Source organism: Clostridium estertheticum subsp. estertheticum (assembly GCF_001877035.1).
Lineage (GTDB): Bacteria > Bacillota > Clostridia > Clostridiales > Clostridiaceae > Clostridium_AD > Clostridium_AD estertheticum.
In genome coordinates, this window is record NZ_CP015756.1 from 1174617 (window position 1) to 1190863 (window position 16247).

Genomic DNA, 16247 nt, shown 5'->3' on the forward strand with positions numbered 1-16247 from the left:
ATTAAAACGGTTTTTTAATAGTTGTTATTTGCATGGATAGAGGCAAGGAGATGTAACTTCGTGACTGGAAGAATAAGAAATGAATTTGGTAGTAATTGGTGGTCTAAAAAGTGGAATAATGCAATTTCTAGTTTTACCGAAAGTTCCACGATTGACAGTGGACGCGAATGCGCAAGAGAAGGCAATGTGCTGAATTTAGATTTTTGCATAGGAGAAATAAATGCAAGAGTTCAAGGCAGCAGTGAAGATTCCTATAAAGTAAATATAAAAATAAGTGCGTTTACAGAAGATCAGTGGAAAAAAATCATGAATGTTATGGTGAAAAAGGCTATCTTTTGCGCTAAACTTTTAAATGGAGAAATGCCAGAAAACATAGAGGAAGCTTTTAAAGAAGGAGGAGTAACTCTTTTTCCTAAAAAACAAATACATTTAGTAAGTGAGTGTTCATGCTCAGATGTTGCAAATCCATGCAAGCATATAGCTGCAGTTCATTATATGCTTGGAATTGAATTTGATAAAGATCCCTTTGTAATTTTAAAGCTTAGAGGCATGGATAAAGAAAATTTTTTGAAAGCACTCAGAACTCTAAGAAGTGGAAATGAAGGGGAACAGGTCAATAGAAAGGCGAAAATACATCGTAGGTCAAGAAAAACTATAGAGGATTTAAAACGAGAATTTGAGAATTTTGATAGAATAGATGAAGATGTGTTAAATATGACATTTTCATATATAACACCAGAAGTTGAACATGAAGTTATAACGACACTTGGAATTCCAAAATTTTGCATGAGCGATGATGAGTTTAAATGTAAAATGACGGTGGCATATACGAGCACTGAAGAGGAGACAAGGAAGTATTTAAGCAGAAAGTAAGTATTGATGTATTATCATCATTTGATGGGTAAAGTCGCGAGGAGAAAAATCGTATGAAGAAACTAATAAATTTAACTAAAGGTAATAGAGTGTTATATATCGTAGCAATAATTTCAATAGCAGCAGCTACATTTATAGCAATGCTTGAGCCTTTGATTATAAAAATAACAATAGATTCAGTAATAGGTAATAAACCAATGGATGTAATAAAACCTCTGCAAAAGATTATTATGGCAGTAGGTGGCAAAGAAGTACTTATAACAAATTTATGGATTTGTGCATTAAGTCTTGTAACATTAACATGTATAAGAGGTATTTTCTTATTCTTAAGTGGGAATTTTTCAGCTAGGGCTGCTGAAAATATATCAAGAAATATGAGAGTGAAGCTTTATGATCATATTCAAAACTTGCCATATGAGTATCATGTGAAAGCAGAATCAGGAGACCTAATTCAAAGGTGTACATCGGATGTGGAAACCGTTAGAAAGTTTTTTGCAACGCAAATGGTTGAAATAGGAAGAGCATTTTTTATAGTAGTATTTGCAATAATAATGATGTTGTCACTTAATAAAAAGATGACAATTATTGCAATGGTAATAGTACCGATTATTTTTATATTCTCATATGTGTTTTTTTATAAAATTAAAAGTACCTTTGAAAAAGCAGATGAACAAGAGGGTGTTCTAACAACTATTCTTCAAGAAAATCTAAGTGGAGTTAGGGTTGTGAAAGCATTTGGAAGACAGAATTTTGAAATTGAAAAGTATGAAAAAGAAAATATAAAATATAGAGATTTAAATTTCAAATTAGTAAAACTAGAATCAATTTATTGGTCATCGTCTGATATACTTTGTATGACTCAAATTGGTCTAGTTTTGGTTTCGGGTATTTATTTTGCAGTTAATGGAGTAATAAGTTTGGGTACTTTGGTGGTATTTAATACCTATGAAGGAATGTTATTGTGGCCAGTAAGGCAACTTGGTAGAGTTCTAACTGACATGGGTAAAATGTCAGTTTCACTTAAGAGGATATCTAAGATTCTCGATACTCCAGTGGAAAGTGAAGATGGAAAGGCTCTTAAGAGTGAGATCAAAGGAGAAATAATTTTTGAAAATGTTTGCTTTGAATACGAGAAAGGTAATGAGATTCTAAAAAATTTAACTTTTAAGGTTGCGAGAGGTGAAACAGTTGCGATTGTTGGGCCAACGGGGTCAGGTAAGTCATCACTTGTACATCTATTATTAAGGCTTTATGACTATAATAGTGGGTCTATAAAAATTGATGGAATAGAACTTAAGGATATTGAAAGAAAACATATGAGAAGTAATGTAGGTATAGTGCTTCAAGAGCCATTTCTTTACTCAAGAAGTATAAAGGAAAATATTAAAATGGCAAAGATACATTCAGAGGATATAGAAATTTATAGTGCAGCTAGTGTAGCTGCTGTGCATAATGTTATAACGAACTTTGATAAGGGATATGACACTGTTGTTGGAGAGAAAGGTGTTACACTTTCAGGAGGACAAAGACAAAGAGTGGCCATAGCAAGAACACTTGTTAAAGATATGCCAATACTAATATTTGACGATTCATTAAGTGCAGTTGATTCTGAAACTGATAGAATCATAAGAGGAAAACTAAAAAAGAGGAGTGAAAACAGTACTACATTTTTAATTTCTCACAGAATTTCGACAGTAATGGATGCAGATAAAATAATAGTATTAAATCATGGAAAGATTGAAACCATAGGAACCCATGAAATGCTTATTAAAAAAGATGGTATTTATAAAAGGATATGGGAGATACAAACAAATATTGATGATTTTACGGACGATGCGCCAGTAAGTTATGAGTAAAAGGCAGGTAATATTATGGATAGAATAGATAAACGTAAATCAACTCAAAAAATAGATATAGGTATATGGAGAAAACTTTTTAAATATCTGTCAGAATTCAAAAATGGACTTATTTTTTTAGCACTTCTAATGGTTGGAGTGGCTGGTATCGACGTAGTAATGCCGCTACTGACTAAGTATGCAATCGATAATTTTATAGTTAAGAAAACTATAGATGGGCTTCCCATATTTGCATTAGTATATTTTTGTGTAATTGTTTTTCAAGGATTAAATGTAAGATTATTTATAATACATGCAGGCAAAATAGAAACACACTTGGCTTATCATATAAGGAAAATTGGCTTTAAAAGGCTTCAAGAGTTATCTTTTTCATATTATGATACATCCTCTGTGGGATGGCTTATGGCAAGAATGACATCGGATGTAACAAAGCTTAGTGAAATAATATCATGGGGACTAATTGACATGGTATGGGCACTAGTTATGATGGCTGGATTCATAGGAGTAATGCTTTATAATAATGTAGGATTAACACTTATATGTATGAGTGTGGTACCGGTTCTATTTTTAATAGGAATGTATTTTCAAAAGAAAATCCTTAAATCATATAGAGTTGTTAGAAAATTTAATTCACGATTAACCGCGGATTTTAGTGAAGAGGTATCTGGAGCTAAAACTACTAAAACACTTGTTCGTGAAGAAGAAAACTTAAAAGAGTTTAAATTAGATGCAGGTAAAATGAGAAACTCATCTGTGAAAGCTGCAGTGTTTTCTGCTCTATTTCTTCCTATAGTTATATCTATGGGTAGTTTAGGTGTGGGTTTTGTTTTATGGATAGGTGGGGAAAAAATTATAGCAGGAGATTTATCTTATGGTACTTTTGTAATGTTTATTGCCTATACAGTTCAGTTTTTTGACCCTATAAATCGTTTAGCTGGAACAATTGCAGAACTTCAGAATGCACAAGCATCTGCAGAAAGAATTATAGGTTTAATAGAAACAAAACCTGATATATGGGACAGTAAAGATGTGATAAAAAAATATGGAGATTTATTCCATTCAAAAAGAGAGAATTGGGAAAAAATACATGGAGATATAGAATTTAAGGATGTAAGTTTTACATATAAAAATGGAGAAAAGGTGTTTAAAAATTTTAATTTAAAGGTTAATAAAGGTGAAACTATAGCTCTAGTTGGAGAAACAGGTTCTGGTAAAAGCACCTTAGTAAACTTACTTTGTAGATTTTATGAACCGTCAAATGGGGAAATATTAATTGATGGTATAGATTATAGAAAAAGATCATTATTATGGCTTCAATCAAATATTGGATATGTGCTTCAAAGCCCACATCTATTTAGTGGAACAATTAGAGATAATATTATATATGGTAAACTTAATGCATCAATACTCGAAATTGAAAATGCGGCAAAGCTTGTGAATGCTCATAATTTTATAAGTAAACTTGATAAGAAATATGATACGCAGGTTGGTGAAGGTGGAGGGAATTTGTCAACAGGAGAGAAGCAACTTATATCCTTCGCTAGAGCAATACTCGCAAATCCAGCATTATTTGTCCTCGATGAGGCTACATCATCTATAGATACAGAAACAGAAAAAATGATACAAAATGCTATAGAAAAGGTTCTAAAAAGCAGAACTAGCTTTGTAGTTGCTCATAGACTTTCAACAATTGTATCTGCTGATAAAATTCTTGTTATAAGAAATGGAAGTATCACGGAATCAGGCAACCATAGAGAGCTATTAAAGAAAAAGGGGTATTACTATAGCCTTTATACAAATCAGCTCTTAGAGGACAAGGAGATGGAGAGTAAAGAGATGTTTTCTTAAGAGTGTCGTTAAACAAAAATTAAAGGGACGGTTAATAACTTATATTAAAGTTATTAACCGTCCCTATAAAGTTTAACATTTAGTTAACACGGACTTAACTTACGTCAAGTAATATAATATTGACAATATATCCAATGTTATCTAAAGGAGCTGTATCCGATGAATTTAAATTTAAAAAAACAAAAGGCAATAGTCATGAGATTAATTACTAGAATTATAAGTTCAATATCTAACATTTTTACAAGGGCTAAAAATATTTCCATTCCTATAAAAATCATTTTAATAGTAGCTGTCACCTTAGTTTTTTTTATGGTTATAGAAAATGCAATTATATATAGGGTTACTTATAATAAAATGGTAAGCACTAATAAACAAAATATGAAGTTAGTGTCTAATGAGGTATATGAAAATTTTATAAATTTAATAAAATTACAAACTAGTGATGTTGAAAAAAATGCATTAAATGCTGATGTTATTGGAGTTGTAAAACATAAAAATGTTACACAGCGGGATGAATTTAAAATAAAATATAAAAATGAAATTGAAAAAATGACAAATAAGTTAATTACATATGCTAAAAGTAACAAGAGTGATGAACATGAATTCATTGCAGATAAAGATGGGATAATTATAGTAGATAGTGATGAGGAATATTTAAATAGTGATTTAAGTCAAAATGATTATACAAAAAGTGCCTTGGGGGGGTGCCTTCAGTAAGTTCAGTATATACATCCGTTGTAAATTTTAAGCCAGTGGTTACATTTGTGCAACCAATTAAGGATGAAAATAATAAGGTAATAGGAGTAGCTGGGAAAAGTGTATACATAGACTATTTTTCTCAAAGATTTGATAAGTTTAAATTCTTAGACGATGGATTTTTGTTTGTAGTGGATAGTTCTCAAAACATAATATATCATCCAGACAAACATCTTATTAATAAAAAACTGGATATAACTGAATTGATAAACATAACTAAGGATAAAAATAATTTTGAAAGGAGTGATATGAAGGAGTTTACATATAAGACAGGCAAAGATACATTTAATGCGTTTTATATTAGTGTACCTGAGCTTAAAAGTTTAGTGGTTTTCACAGTAAATGAGAACAATATGAAAAGTACATCGAATACAATAGGAAGACTTATAGTGTTAATGACTTTTATAATGCTTATAGTAATGGTACCTTTATGTTATATATGTATAAGGAAAATTTTAAGACCAATGAATATTCTTGTGAAAAATACAGTAGAAATTTCAAATGGAAATCTTGCAGTTGTGAACGTAATAATAAGCAATGATGAAATTGGTAAACTAGGCTTAAGTTTTAATATTATGACGCAAAATATTAAATCTTTAGTTTATGACGTAGCGAAGGTAACGGAGGAGCTTTTATACATTAACAAGGTCACTTGCACAGCGCAACATAACATAGTAGCTGGAATGGAGATAATTACAGAAAATACTCAAATGGTATCTATTGACACAAATAAATTAACTAGTGTAATAAATTCAAGCGTAAGGTCTGTCGAAGGTATAACTGAAAAGATACAAGGCATAAAACAACGATCTACAGATATGTATTTAAAGGCTGGTAACATTAAAACTATCAATAATTCAAGTATAAGTTCAATCACTAGTCTGAAACATATAAATAAAGAAAGTACAAATAAACTAAATGGAGTAAATAAATCATTCAAGGAATTATATACAGATTTTATGAAGATCAAAAATATCGTAGATGTTGTAAATAACATATCTAAAAGAACTCATATATTATCTTTAAATGCGTCAATAGAAGCTGCAACAGCTGGAAAATATGGTGCTGGATTTAGTGTAGTTGCTAGAGAAATTAGAAGTTTATCAGAGGGTATTGGTGAACAAATGAGCAAGATACAAGACATAGTTAGTAGTGTAAATAATAATATGTCAAGGACTGAAATTAGCATAGGTGAGGTAAATAGGGTTTTTAATGAGCAAGATAATGCTATAAATAAAACTATTTTAAGTTATCAAAAGGCGTTAAGATCTACAGAGGATATAGTATCGTCAATTGGCAATATTGACATTAGTATTGATGTTTTAAATAATGAAAATATTAGCGTTATAAATACACTTAAAGAAGTAAATATTATTTGCGGGGAGTTTACAGATTCTGTTGGAAAAATAAGTTCTGTAATTGAAAATCAATATGTTGAAACTAAGAATATGGGTGGTCTAGTACTACAATTAGAGAATTCAACTAATGAACTTAGAGTAAAAATGAATAAATTTACTTTATAAGAATATAAAGACAGAAAAGAATATATTTAAAAGTACTCTTAAGTAATAATCGTTTACAACGATAATATAGAGACGATTGTTAAGGGGGATACAACTAATGAAAAAAGCAAATAATAAAACAAAAGGTTTGAATATTAAAACGAAACTCATAATAGTTACAGGAATGTTATTACTTATACCTGTAATTGCATTAGGCTTAATAAGTTATAAAGTCGCCAAAAATGAACTTGAAAATAGCGGAAAAGTTTTACTTAAAAATAGTGTAGAAATGACACTTATGGTAATTAGTGAAAATCAAAAACTTGTAGATGAGGGAAAACTAACGCTTGATGAGGCTAAGGAAAGAACACGTGAGTATATGTTAGGTAAAAAGCAAGCAGATGGTACAAGACCTATTAATAAAAAAATTAGTCTTGGGAAAAGTGGTTATTTGCTAGCGTATACAAAAGATGGTGTAGAAGCTGCACATCCTACCCTAGAGGGTAAGAGTGTAATAGATGTTAAGGATAAGAAAGATGGATCTTACTTTGTTAAGGAGCAAATTAGAATAGCGAGTAACGGTGGGGGTTATTTAACATACTTCTGGACGCCAGCTAATTCCGATAAAATTGCGAGTAAAATAACTTACCAAAGGTTGGATCCTAATTGGGGATGGACTGTTAGTGCAGGGACTTATACAAATGATTTTAATGTTGGCTCAAACAAAATTTTAGGTACTACACTTCTTGTACTTTTAGCTGTGCTTGTTTTAGGAGGAGCAGTTATTATATTATTTGCGGAGCATATATCCGCTCCAATTAAAAAGATTGGTAAGGCAGTAGATGTTGTAGCTTCAGGTAATTTAAGTATTCCGGATCTAAATATAAAAAATAGAGATGAAATTGGGAAGCTAAATGAGTCGTTCAATAGAATGGTTAAGAATGTAAATGAACTAATAAGTTCTGTGAAAGATTCTGCTACTGTTGTATTTGAATCATCTCAGGTGTTAGATTCCATTGTGGATGAAAATACAGCATCAATTAATGAGGTAGCAGCATCTGTTGATGAGATTGCAAGAGGATCAAGTGAGCAAGCGATAGAGACACAAAATGGAGTTAGTAGGGTTAAAATCTTAGCAGATAAAATAGAACTTGTAACAGCGCTTTCTGTAAAAACTAATGAGGTAACAGAGGCAACGGTTGTGATAGGAAGCAAAGGATTTTCTGCATTTGAACAACTTATAGAAAAAACAGATGAGAATAGCAAGGCATCAGGAAAGGTAAGTGATATAATACTTGAGGTTGATAGAAGTTCTATAGAAATTGGAGCAATAACCCAGGCAATTAGTCAAATATCAGAGCAAACAAATTTATTAGCATTAAATGCTGCTATAGAGGCTGCAAGAGCTGGTGAACAGGGAAAAGGATTTGCGGTAGTTGCTGAAGAAGTAAGAAAGCTCGCTTCAGAGTCTGCTATATCTGCTGCAAAAGTTAGAGAACTAATTGATGGAATTCAGAAAAAATCAAAAGATGCAGTTATAGCAATGGAAGTTGGAAATGAAATAGCAAAAGAACAAAGTAAATCTGTAATAGATGCTAAAAGTATATTTGTACAGATTCTAGAAGCTATAGGTAAGATTTCAGAGGATATGAAAAGTATTAAGGGATATAGTCTAGAAATGGAAACAGAGAAGAATGTAATAATTGAAATTTTGGAAACCCTTTCAGCTTCAACAGAGGAAAATTCAGCTGCGACTCAGCAGGTTGCAGCTACAACAGAAGAGCAACTAGCAAGTATAGATCAGATTGTTTCACATACACAGGATTTAAAGAATCTGGCAGTAAAGCTTACAGCGGCAGTGGACGAATTTCAAGTTTAGGGTATAAATAAAAGAGGAAACCAAAATTTTGGTTTCCTCTTTTATTATATATTATTTAAAATCTTGGCTTAATCTTTCTATAACACGTTTTTCACCCATAGCTTGCATTACTTCATGTAGATCTTGAGTTTGTGTCTTATTACTTAATGCCACTCTTACAATTGTCGCAACATCTGATAATTGACCTTTAAATAACTCAGGATTTTTTTTATAAGTTTTTGCGTTTTTGGCATATCCAAGGTTTAAAGCAAGTTCTTTAAGTGTTGCAAACCAAGTATCATTATCATGAGAATAATCATATACACCTATATAACTTGAAAGAACACTTCTTACCTCATCCATTGGTATATGATCAGGGAAATTGTATCCCTTAGTAAGGCTATCTTTATAAAGATCATCAAAGAAATACTCAATATGTTCTTTTACATCTAACCATTTAACAAAATCTTTTCTTGGCTTATCATTTTCTCTTTCTATATTAAATATCTTTTTAGCATATTCTTCATTCTCTATTAATAAATTTGACATTTTAACATCATAATCTTTAGCCCAATTAAGATAAAGTTCATATACAGTAGCTGCATTCATGGTAGCTATAACATTTTTACTAATATCGTTAAGTTTTAAAATATCAAATAAAGCTCCACTTTTGCTCATGTTTTCAAGGGTAATATTAAAGCTTGTGCAAGGAATATTTACGTGTGTATCCCGCCACTCTTGAAAATCAGAATTAATTAAATTTACAAGATATTCAGCTACAGATACAAAAGGATACCCTTCAGATTTATAAAAATTCATAGAAATTTCAGGGTCTTTTCTCTTGCTGAGCTTACGTTTTGAAGCTCCATCCATTTTCATAATTGTAGGTATATGAGCATAATGCGGTGGCGTAAAGCCCAACATTTCAAATAACTGCAAATGTATAGGGAGAGATGAGAGCCATTCCTCGCCACGAATTACATGGGTTGTTCCCATTAAATAATCATCTATAGCATGAGCAAAATGATATGTTGGAATCCCGTTTGTTTTAAGAATTACAATATCTTGGTCATTTTCTGGCATACTTATGGTCCCTTTAATTAAATCATTACAAACAACTCTTTTGCCAGATGCTTCAGGTGCTCTAAGTCTTATAACATAAGGGGTGCCCTTAGTTAATTCAGAATTAATTTCATCCATTGTTGAATTCCTGTGAACTGCCCATTTCCCATGATATCCTGTATTAATCTTAAGTTCTTGTTGAATTGTTCTTGTTTTATCCAAATCCTCTTCAGTACAAAAGCAAGGATAAGCTAAACCTTTTTTTATTAGAGATTTTACGAAAGCGTGGTATATATTAATTCTATCACTTTGCTTATATGGGCCATATGCACCCTTTTCATTATTAGAATCTATAACGCCTTCATCAAAGTTAATTCCAAAATCTCGAAGAGTGTTAGTACTATCTTCGATGGCACCAACTACCTCTCTTTTTTTGTCAGTATCCTCTACTCTAAGATAAAATATACCTTCACTTTGATGAGCAAGTCTTTCAGATATGAGAGCAGCAAAGACACCTCCAAGATGTTGAAAACCAGTAGGGCTTGGGGCGTATCTTGTAATCATAGCATTAGGTTTAAGATTACGTTTTGGGTAAAGAGTTCTATAGTATTCTGGAGTTTCTTTTACGTTAGGTAATAATAAATCAGCCAGTTTTAAATAATCCATATTAATCATCCTTTCTTATGTAAGTATTATAATTTAAAATAAAAAACCTCTCATCCTAAAATATAACAGGACGAAAGGTAAACTTTCGCGATACCACCTAAATTGAAATTATATATGCTTATATCTTTTATTACATTTAAATTTAATTATACAGATATTTTTAGAAGATGTCAATATATAATAAATTCACTTTTTCTGATAAAGACCATATATTAGTAGAGCAGGAATATTGTGTTTGAAATTCTCATAGACTAAAAAAAATATATATACCCCTGTATAGGTTTTCATTAATATGGTATAATATATAAAATAATGAAAATTTTATAAATTATATGAAGGTGAGGTGATAATAATATGGGCGCGTTAGTTTTGCTCAGTGGTTTTACGAAAAAGGATAATGTTAATTTAATAAAGAGGATGAAAGAAATATTTTTAGATAGAAAATATACTTTGAGTTATATACCTTCAATGACAGATAAGAAATTAGAAAGTTTTAAAAAGGCAAAAATACAATTGCGTGAATATGGAAATTTTGAATTTAAGTATTTTGATATAGATGATTTTTGTAGTATAGATACAATAGATGAAATATTTAAGTCAGATGTAATATATTTATCTGGTGGGAATGCTTACTATTTTTTAAATAATCTTAAGAAAAGATATTTTATAACAAGGTTAAGACGATATGTCCAAAATGGTGGTTGTATTATAGGGTTATGCGCAGGTGCGATAATGATGGCAAAGGATATATCAGCTGCACAATTTGGAAGTGAAGATATAGTAGGTTTATCTAATCTATCATCTTTAGCTCTAGTTGATTTTAATTTTATGCCACATTGGAATATGTGTAGTAAGTATTTGGATGATTTAAAGAAGTATTCTAATAATACTGGTAATGTAGTTTATACGTGTAATGATGGGGATGGAATAGTTGTAATTAATAATGAATTACAATTCTATGGAGATATAAATATGATAAAAGAGGGAGAAATAGAGCAAGTATAATTAAAAATCGATGTTATAATATATTTTATACATCGATTTTTTATAAAGCTATGTCTTTGTTTTATAAAAGTATATTAACTAGCGGTAATCGCAATGCTCGCAAGTCTTATTTTAATCTTATTAAGTTTAAAAATTTGATGCCTCTCTAGTATTTCAAGGGATGTATAAGTGTACCTAATAAATATAGCAGCTGTAATAAAGGATATCACATCTGAAATGGGATAAGCGAGCCATGCTCCGGATACACCCATATTAAGACCAATTACAAATGAATATACGAGGGGTATAAATACAATTAGCTGCCTAAATATTGATAACTTGAAAGATGCCTTAACTCTATTTATAGCTTGGCAATAAGATATTGATAGATAATATACGCCAATGCAAGGGAATACAGCTATAACCATTCTAAAAGCCTTCGATGTTTGTTCAATAATGGCTTTATCATTTATAAATAGGCCTATAAATGTATCTGAAAAAATCATGAATATTGCCCATAAGAAAGTTGAGCTTACAGATACTGCAATTATGGACGACTTAACAACTTCTTTTAACCTTGTATAATTTCCTGCACCAAAATTATATGCAGCGATCGGTTGCATAGCTGTGCTTATACCCATTACGGTCATAAATAAAAACATTGAAACCCTTGTAGTTAAACCAATTGTTACGATGGCTGAATCTCCACCATAGGAGAATAATAAATTGTTTAATATAGCAGCAACTATTGCGTCTGATATTTCTATTATAAATGTTGAAAATCCAACATATACTATTCCAACAGATACTGCTTTGTTTAGGGTTAATTTAAAAGAAAATTTCAGGCTCATTTTTAATTGAATAAATACAATAAGAACATATATAAAAGCTATTATTTGAGATACAACGGTTGCTATAGCAGCTCCTTTTACTCCGTATGAGAATACATTTACTAGAAAATAATTTATAATTACATTGAAAATTGCTCCAATAGAAGTGCTTAATAAAACTATTTTTGTGTTTCCAAAAGAAGTTATAATATACGATGCGATTATAGTAAAAGATTGAAATATTACACCGATTAATATTATACTTATATAATCTTTTGCAAGGGAAAATGTATTTTTAGATGCTCCTAGGCTAATTAGAATTTTATCTTGAAAAATAAAAATGCTAATACCGATTATAGATATTGTTATAAACATTAGAACTATAGCATTTGGTATAATTATCTTAAGATTTTCGAAATCTTTGTCTCCACAACTTCTTGAAACGGAAGTTGAAGCACCAATAGCTATAAGCATAGATATGGCAAAAAACAATCTTTGAATTGGAAAGGCTATAGTTAGAGCACCAATCGCATTAGCACCTATAGCTTGACCTAAAAACATAGAATCAACCATGTTGTACATTTCGGCTACCATTAAAGAAATTATTGCTGGCACAGAAAATTTAAATAATAGTTTCCCGATTTTTTCTTCACCAAACATTTTGTTACTTTCTGTGATATTACTTATCGTCATTAAATCCACTACTCCTTAAAAATTTTTGTTTCTATAATACTATTCTACGCTACTATGCATTTTTTTACATTCACACGGTTGCTAGATAAAAAGTACAAAGTTGCTAACATGAGACTTTGTATTATACACAAATAACAAAAAAACACCCTAAAATAGGTGCTTTTGTACTTCTTGAAGAACTATTAATGTAGAACCATAACCTTCTATCTTTATTATATTATTATAAACTGCGTTCTTTTTAGCATAAGATAAGGAAATGTTAGGGGTAGAAATTTTAGTTAGAAGCTTCCACTCATCGTAACCAAGTCTTTTTGGTTTACCCATTCGTAACCAAATATCGTAAGCGGATCCAACTTTTTCTCCAATTTCATATTTAATAACTTTGTAGTCATGAATTAAATTTTTAATTGATAAGGATATTTTTCTCTCAGTAATATTTTTACGGCCCTTACCTTTAGCTAAATCCTCTAGCTTAATGAGTGTATTAAGTTCATCACTGTAACTGTAAAGTAAAACTTGGATATCTTCATCTCTTCTTGTGATAATATATCCATCACCTCTATCAATAACTTCATTTCCTAGTTTAGACAATAAATAATAGGCATAATACGAAGCTTTTTTTATTCCATCTAAGGTAAGAAGGCCGGGAGATCCGAAAAATAGTTCGTTATTTAAAATTGAGTTTTCTTCTACAGTGTCAAAAGCCTTTAATGCATTCAAACTGCTAGTATCATTAATGAAATTATGAATAATATATGGAAGCATATATGAAGAGTCATAAATAGTATTTATAGCTTCAGGACCATTAAAAGGTTCTTCTATTAAATCTTGTAATTGATATTTTTCGAAAATTTGTTTTGAAATATCAATGTATTCTATGGATAGATCTTTTGAGACTTGAAATTTCCATAACTTAACAATTTCAATTCCGTATATATCAGCGAAATATAATATAAAACTCTCTAAAAGTTTAATGAAAGAACTTTTATCTTCAAAGATTTGATCTAAAATTATTACTGGTACAAGGGATATGTCCATTAAAAATTCTAATAATTTTTCAACTTCATTCCAATTTAAAAAATTTACATTTTCATTGAAATATATCTTCATTTCTTTTCCAAAGAGATTTTGGACTATACCATTTTTAAAACCTATGGCCTCTTGAAAAGTTCTTAGGTATTCCTGTTCCCTTGCTTTAATAAGTTCCTTTGCTTGACCTAAATTTATGTTTTCTTCCCATTTGTGGTATAAATGCGAACCTTTCAGCGTGAAATCTGTTTGTAGTTTTATAATTTTATTTGTATAGTTAAATCTATCATAGTCTTCTAAATAATTAGATAAATATTGAATGGAAGTAGATAGGTCACAAGTTTGTATTTTTTTAAAACTATCAAATTTATCTGCTGGTATATCATATTTTTTTCTGAATTGTAGTGGTGTGCACTTATAATGATCTTTAAAACTTTTATTGTAATACCTAGCATGAGAAAAACCAACATCAAAAGAAACATCGGATATGGTTTTATCAGTATCTAATAACAATTTAATAGATTCATCTACTCGTACATTATTAACTAATTCTTTTAAATTTGTTCCAGACATTTCTTTTATTTGATGACATAAATAATAAGGACTTAAATATTCTATATTTGCTATGTCTTGCAAACTTATCTTATTCATATAGTTATTGTATATATACCTAATGATTCTATGATACCTTTGAAATTGTGTCACATTTTCTTTTATATCTTTTTCATCATATGTAAGATAATGAAAATTGTTTATTAAATGAAATAGTAACTTTACTAAAATGGATTCTATTTGATCATCAAAATTCTCACTTTTTTGTATTACTTCGCAAGCTAAAATGGACAAATATTTTCGTAGAACATCATATTTTTCTTCTCGTTGGGCGCCTTCTTCACTTGAATTTGTATAAAAATATATATTTTTCATATCATCATAATATTTTTCGAAAAATATGGGGTCTAAGTGGAAAATTAATACCTTGTTTTCAACCTCTGAGTAAATTCTGTGGGCTTCATCACAATTTATAATTTCAATTTCACGCTCGTATACTTCATAATTGCCTGATTCTATAAGCACATTAATAGTGCCCTCTAGTACAAAAATTATTTCGATAGAGTTATGCCAATGTATTGGGTAATCATTTATATTCTTAAGGGAGATACTTATAGGTAAATCATTCATATAACTTATATATTCTTTTCTCATTGTAGTAACCTCTTTACTTGCGATTATGTGTATATATATTATACATCTTAAATTACAAGATGATACACCACATAATTTATTATGTAATTTAAATTTTATATTCTAGGTAGTAGAGAAATATTATGGTTAATTTTATTATTGTCAATAAAAACTTAGCAAATTATAAATAACATAAAAATTGGATAACTGGGAACAATATAATAATGTTATTATAATATATTAACTGATAAAGATATATTATATAAAGATAATTTTTTGTGGAAAATAATTATGCTAAAGTTTATAATATAAATAATTTCATTTTTTTAATTCTAAAAATAATATTATATGCAAATATAAGGTTTAGACATATTTTAGAAGGAAAGTCACCTATTTATATAAGTGGATACAAGGAGAAATGAAATGGAAAAGTATGTTTATGTCATTATTTCAAGAACACCAACATCTACGGGAAAGATAGTTAGAAAATTTTTAAAAGAAAAATACAATCATGCTTCAATTAGCTTAGATAAAAATCTAAGTCAAATGTATTCCTTTTGTAGATTCTCAGTAAGCAATCCCCTTGTGGGGGGCATAGTTCGTGAGAGTGCATTTACCCTTACTATAGGATTAAAGGAGAATGTACCTATAAAAATATATCGTATACCTGTAACGGCAGAAAAATATGAATTGATAAGTAAATTTATTTATGGGGTTTATAACGATACAGAAATTTACTACTATAATTTTCTTCAAGCTATTGGGCTTATTAATAATAAAAGGCATGCTATTTACAAGACATATATATGCACTGAATTTGTTATGGAAGCTCTAAGGCAAGCTGGAATAAGTCTTACTACATTAGAACCATATCAGATAACACCTACAGATATTTGCAGGATCATGGGTGAATTTATTTGTTACTCAGGTAATCTAGACGACTATCCATTTAGGATACAGATAAAAACGAAAAATGATGAGCGCTTCTTTTGTAAAACAGGTTTTTTTTATGAAGGATTACATACTATTAAACATTTCTGGATGGTTGTTTCTAGAGATAGGAATAGTAAAAGAGTTAGTAAAAGCAAGAGAAGTAGAATTTAAG

The 16247-nt window shown here is 30.0% G+C and carries 11 protein-coding genes; 8 read left to right on the top strand and 3 right to left on the bottom strand.

The window, feature by feature from the left end; all coding sequences use genetic code 11:
- The first annotated feature begins 60 nt into the window (after positions 1-60).
- The 6 genes from A7L45_RS05560 (at position 61) to A7L45_RS05585 (ending at position 8714) form a co-directional block, all read left to right on the top strand.
- The gene (locus tag A7L45_RS05560) at positions 61-873 is read left to right on the top strand and encodes an SWIM zinc finger family protein (RefSeq protein ID WP_071611850.1); all 813 of its coding nucleotides are present in this window, start codon (positions 61-63) and stop codon (positions 871-873) included.
- Between the two features lie 53 nt (positions 874-926).
- Positions 927-2729, top strand: coding sequence for an ABC transporter ATP-binding protein (locus tag A7L45_RS05565; RefSeq protein WP_071611851.1), 1803 nt, complete (start codon positions 927-929; stop codon positions 2727-2729).
- A 15-nt stretch (positions 2730-2744) separates the two neighbouring features.
- Positions 2745-4577 (top strand): ABC transporter ATP-binding protein, encoded by a 1833-nt coding sequence (locus A7L45_RS05570; RefSeq protein WP_071611852.1) that lies wholly within the window; start codon positions 2745-2747, stop codon positions 4575-4577.
- Between the two features lie 159 nt (positions 4578-4736).
- Positions 4737-5294, top strand: coding sequence for a hypothetical protein (locus A7L45_RS05575; RefSeq protein ID WP_071611853.1), 558 nt, complete (start codon positions 4737-4739; stop codon positions 5292-5294).
- Positions 5282-6856, top strand: coding sequence for a methyl-accepting chemotaxis protein (locus A7L45_RS05580; protein WP_071611854.1), 1575 nt, complete (start codon positions 5282-5284; stop codon positions 6854-6856). The genes A7L45_RS05575 and A7L45_RS05580 overlap by 13 nt, the downstream gene beginning before the upstream one ends.
- A gap of 97 nt (positions 6857-6953) precedes the next feature.
- The gene (locus A7L45_RS05585; RefSeq protein ID WP_071611855.1) at positions 6954-8714 is read left to right on the top strand and encodes a methyl-accepting chemotaxis protein; all 1761 of its coding nucleotides are present in this window, start codon (positions 6954-6956) and stop codon (positions 8712-8714) included.
- Positions 8715-8765: 51 nt separating this feature from the next.
- On the opposite strand, the gene gltX is transcribed toward A7L45_RS05585, so the two are convergent.
- Complete coding sequence (gene gltX / locus A7L45_RS05590; RefSeq protein WP_071611856.1) at positions 8766-10421, bottom strand: glutamate--tRNA ligase; 1656 nt, start codon at positions 10419-10421, stop codon at positions 8766-8768.
- Between the two features lie 354 nt (positions 10422-10775).
- Between gltX and A7L45_RS05595 the strand changes: the two genes are divergently transcribed.
- Positions 10776-11426, top strand: coding sequence for a Type 1 glutamine amidotransferase-like domain-containing protein (locus A7L45_RS05595; RefSeq protein WP_071611857.1), 651 nt, complete (start codon positions 10776-10778; stop codon positions 11424-11426).
- 74 nt (positions 11427-11500) lie between these two features.
- On the opposite strand, the gene A7L45_RS05600 is transcribed toward A7L45_RS05595, so the two are convergent.
- Positions 11501-12928 (bottom strand): MATE family efflux transporter, encoded by a 1428-nt coding sequence (locus A7L45_RS05600; protein ID WP_071611858.1) that lies wholly within the window; start codon positions 12926-12928, stop codon positions 11501-11503.
- Between the two features lie 147 nt (positions 12929-13075).
- Positions 13076-15163 carry a helix-turn-helix domain-containing protein gene (locus A7L45_RS05605; protein ID WP_071611859.1) on the bottom strand — a complete coding sequence of 696 codons (2088 nt, stop codon included), beginning with the start codon at positions 15161-15163 and terminating at the stop codon, positions 13076-13078.
- Positions 15164-15565: 402 nt separating this feature from the next.
- On the opposite strand from A7L45_RS05605, the gene A7L45_RS05610 reads away from it, so the two are divergent.
- A complete protein-coding gene (locus A7L45_RS05610) occupies positions 15566-16246 on the top strand; it encodes a hypothetical protein (RefSeq protein ID WP_071611860.1) in 681 nt (226 codons plus the stop codon).
- The last annotated feature ends 1 nt before the right edge of the window (position 16247 follow it).

Coding starts and splice junctions, on each gene's coding strand:
- A7L45_RS05565 (WP_071611851.1), top strand. CDS start 927: ATGAAGAAACTAATAAATTTAACTAAAGGTAATAGAGTGTTATATATC.
- A7L45_RS05570 (WP_071611852.1), top strand. CDS start 2,745: ATGGATAGAATAGATAAACGTAAATCAACTCAAAAAATAGATATAGGT.
- A7L45_RS05575 (WP_071611853.1), top strand. CDS start 4,737: ATGAATTTAAATTTAAAAAAACAAAAGGCAATAGTCATGAGATTAATT.
- A7L45_RS05585 (WP_071611855.1), top strand. CDS start 6,954: ATGAAAAAAGCAAATAATAAAACAAAAGGTTTGAATATTAAAACGAAA.
- gltX (WP_071611856.1), bottom strand. CDS start 10,421: ATGGATTATTTAAAACTGGCTGATTTATTATTACCTAACGTAAAAGAA.
- A7L45_RS05595 (WP_071611857.1), top strand. CDS start 10,776: ATGGGCGCGTTAGTTTTGCTCAGTGGTTTTACGAAAAAGGATAATGTT.
- A7L45_RS05600 (WP_071611858.1), bottom strand. CDS start 12,928: ATGACGATAAGTAATATCACAGAAAGTAACAAAATGTTTGGTGAAGAA.
- A7L45_RS05605 (WP_071611859.1), bottom strand. CDS start 15,163: ATGAGAAAAGAATATATAAGTTATATGAATGATTTACCTATAAGTATC.
- A7L45_RS05610 (WP_071611860.1), top strand. CDS start 15,566: ATGGAAAAGTATGTTTATGTCATTATTTCAAGAACACCAACATCTACG.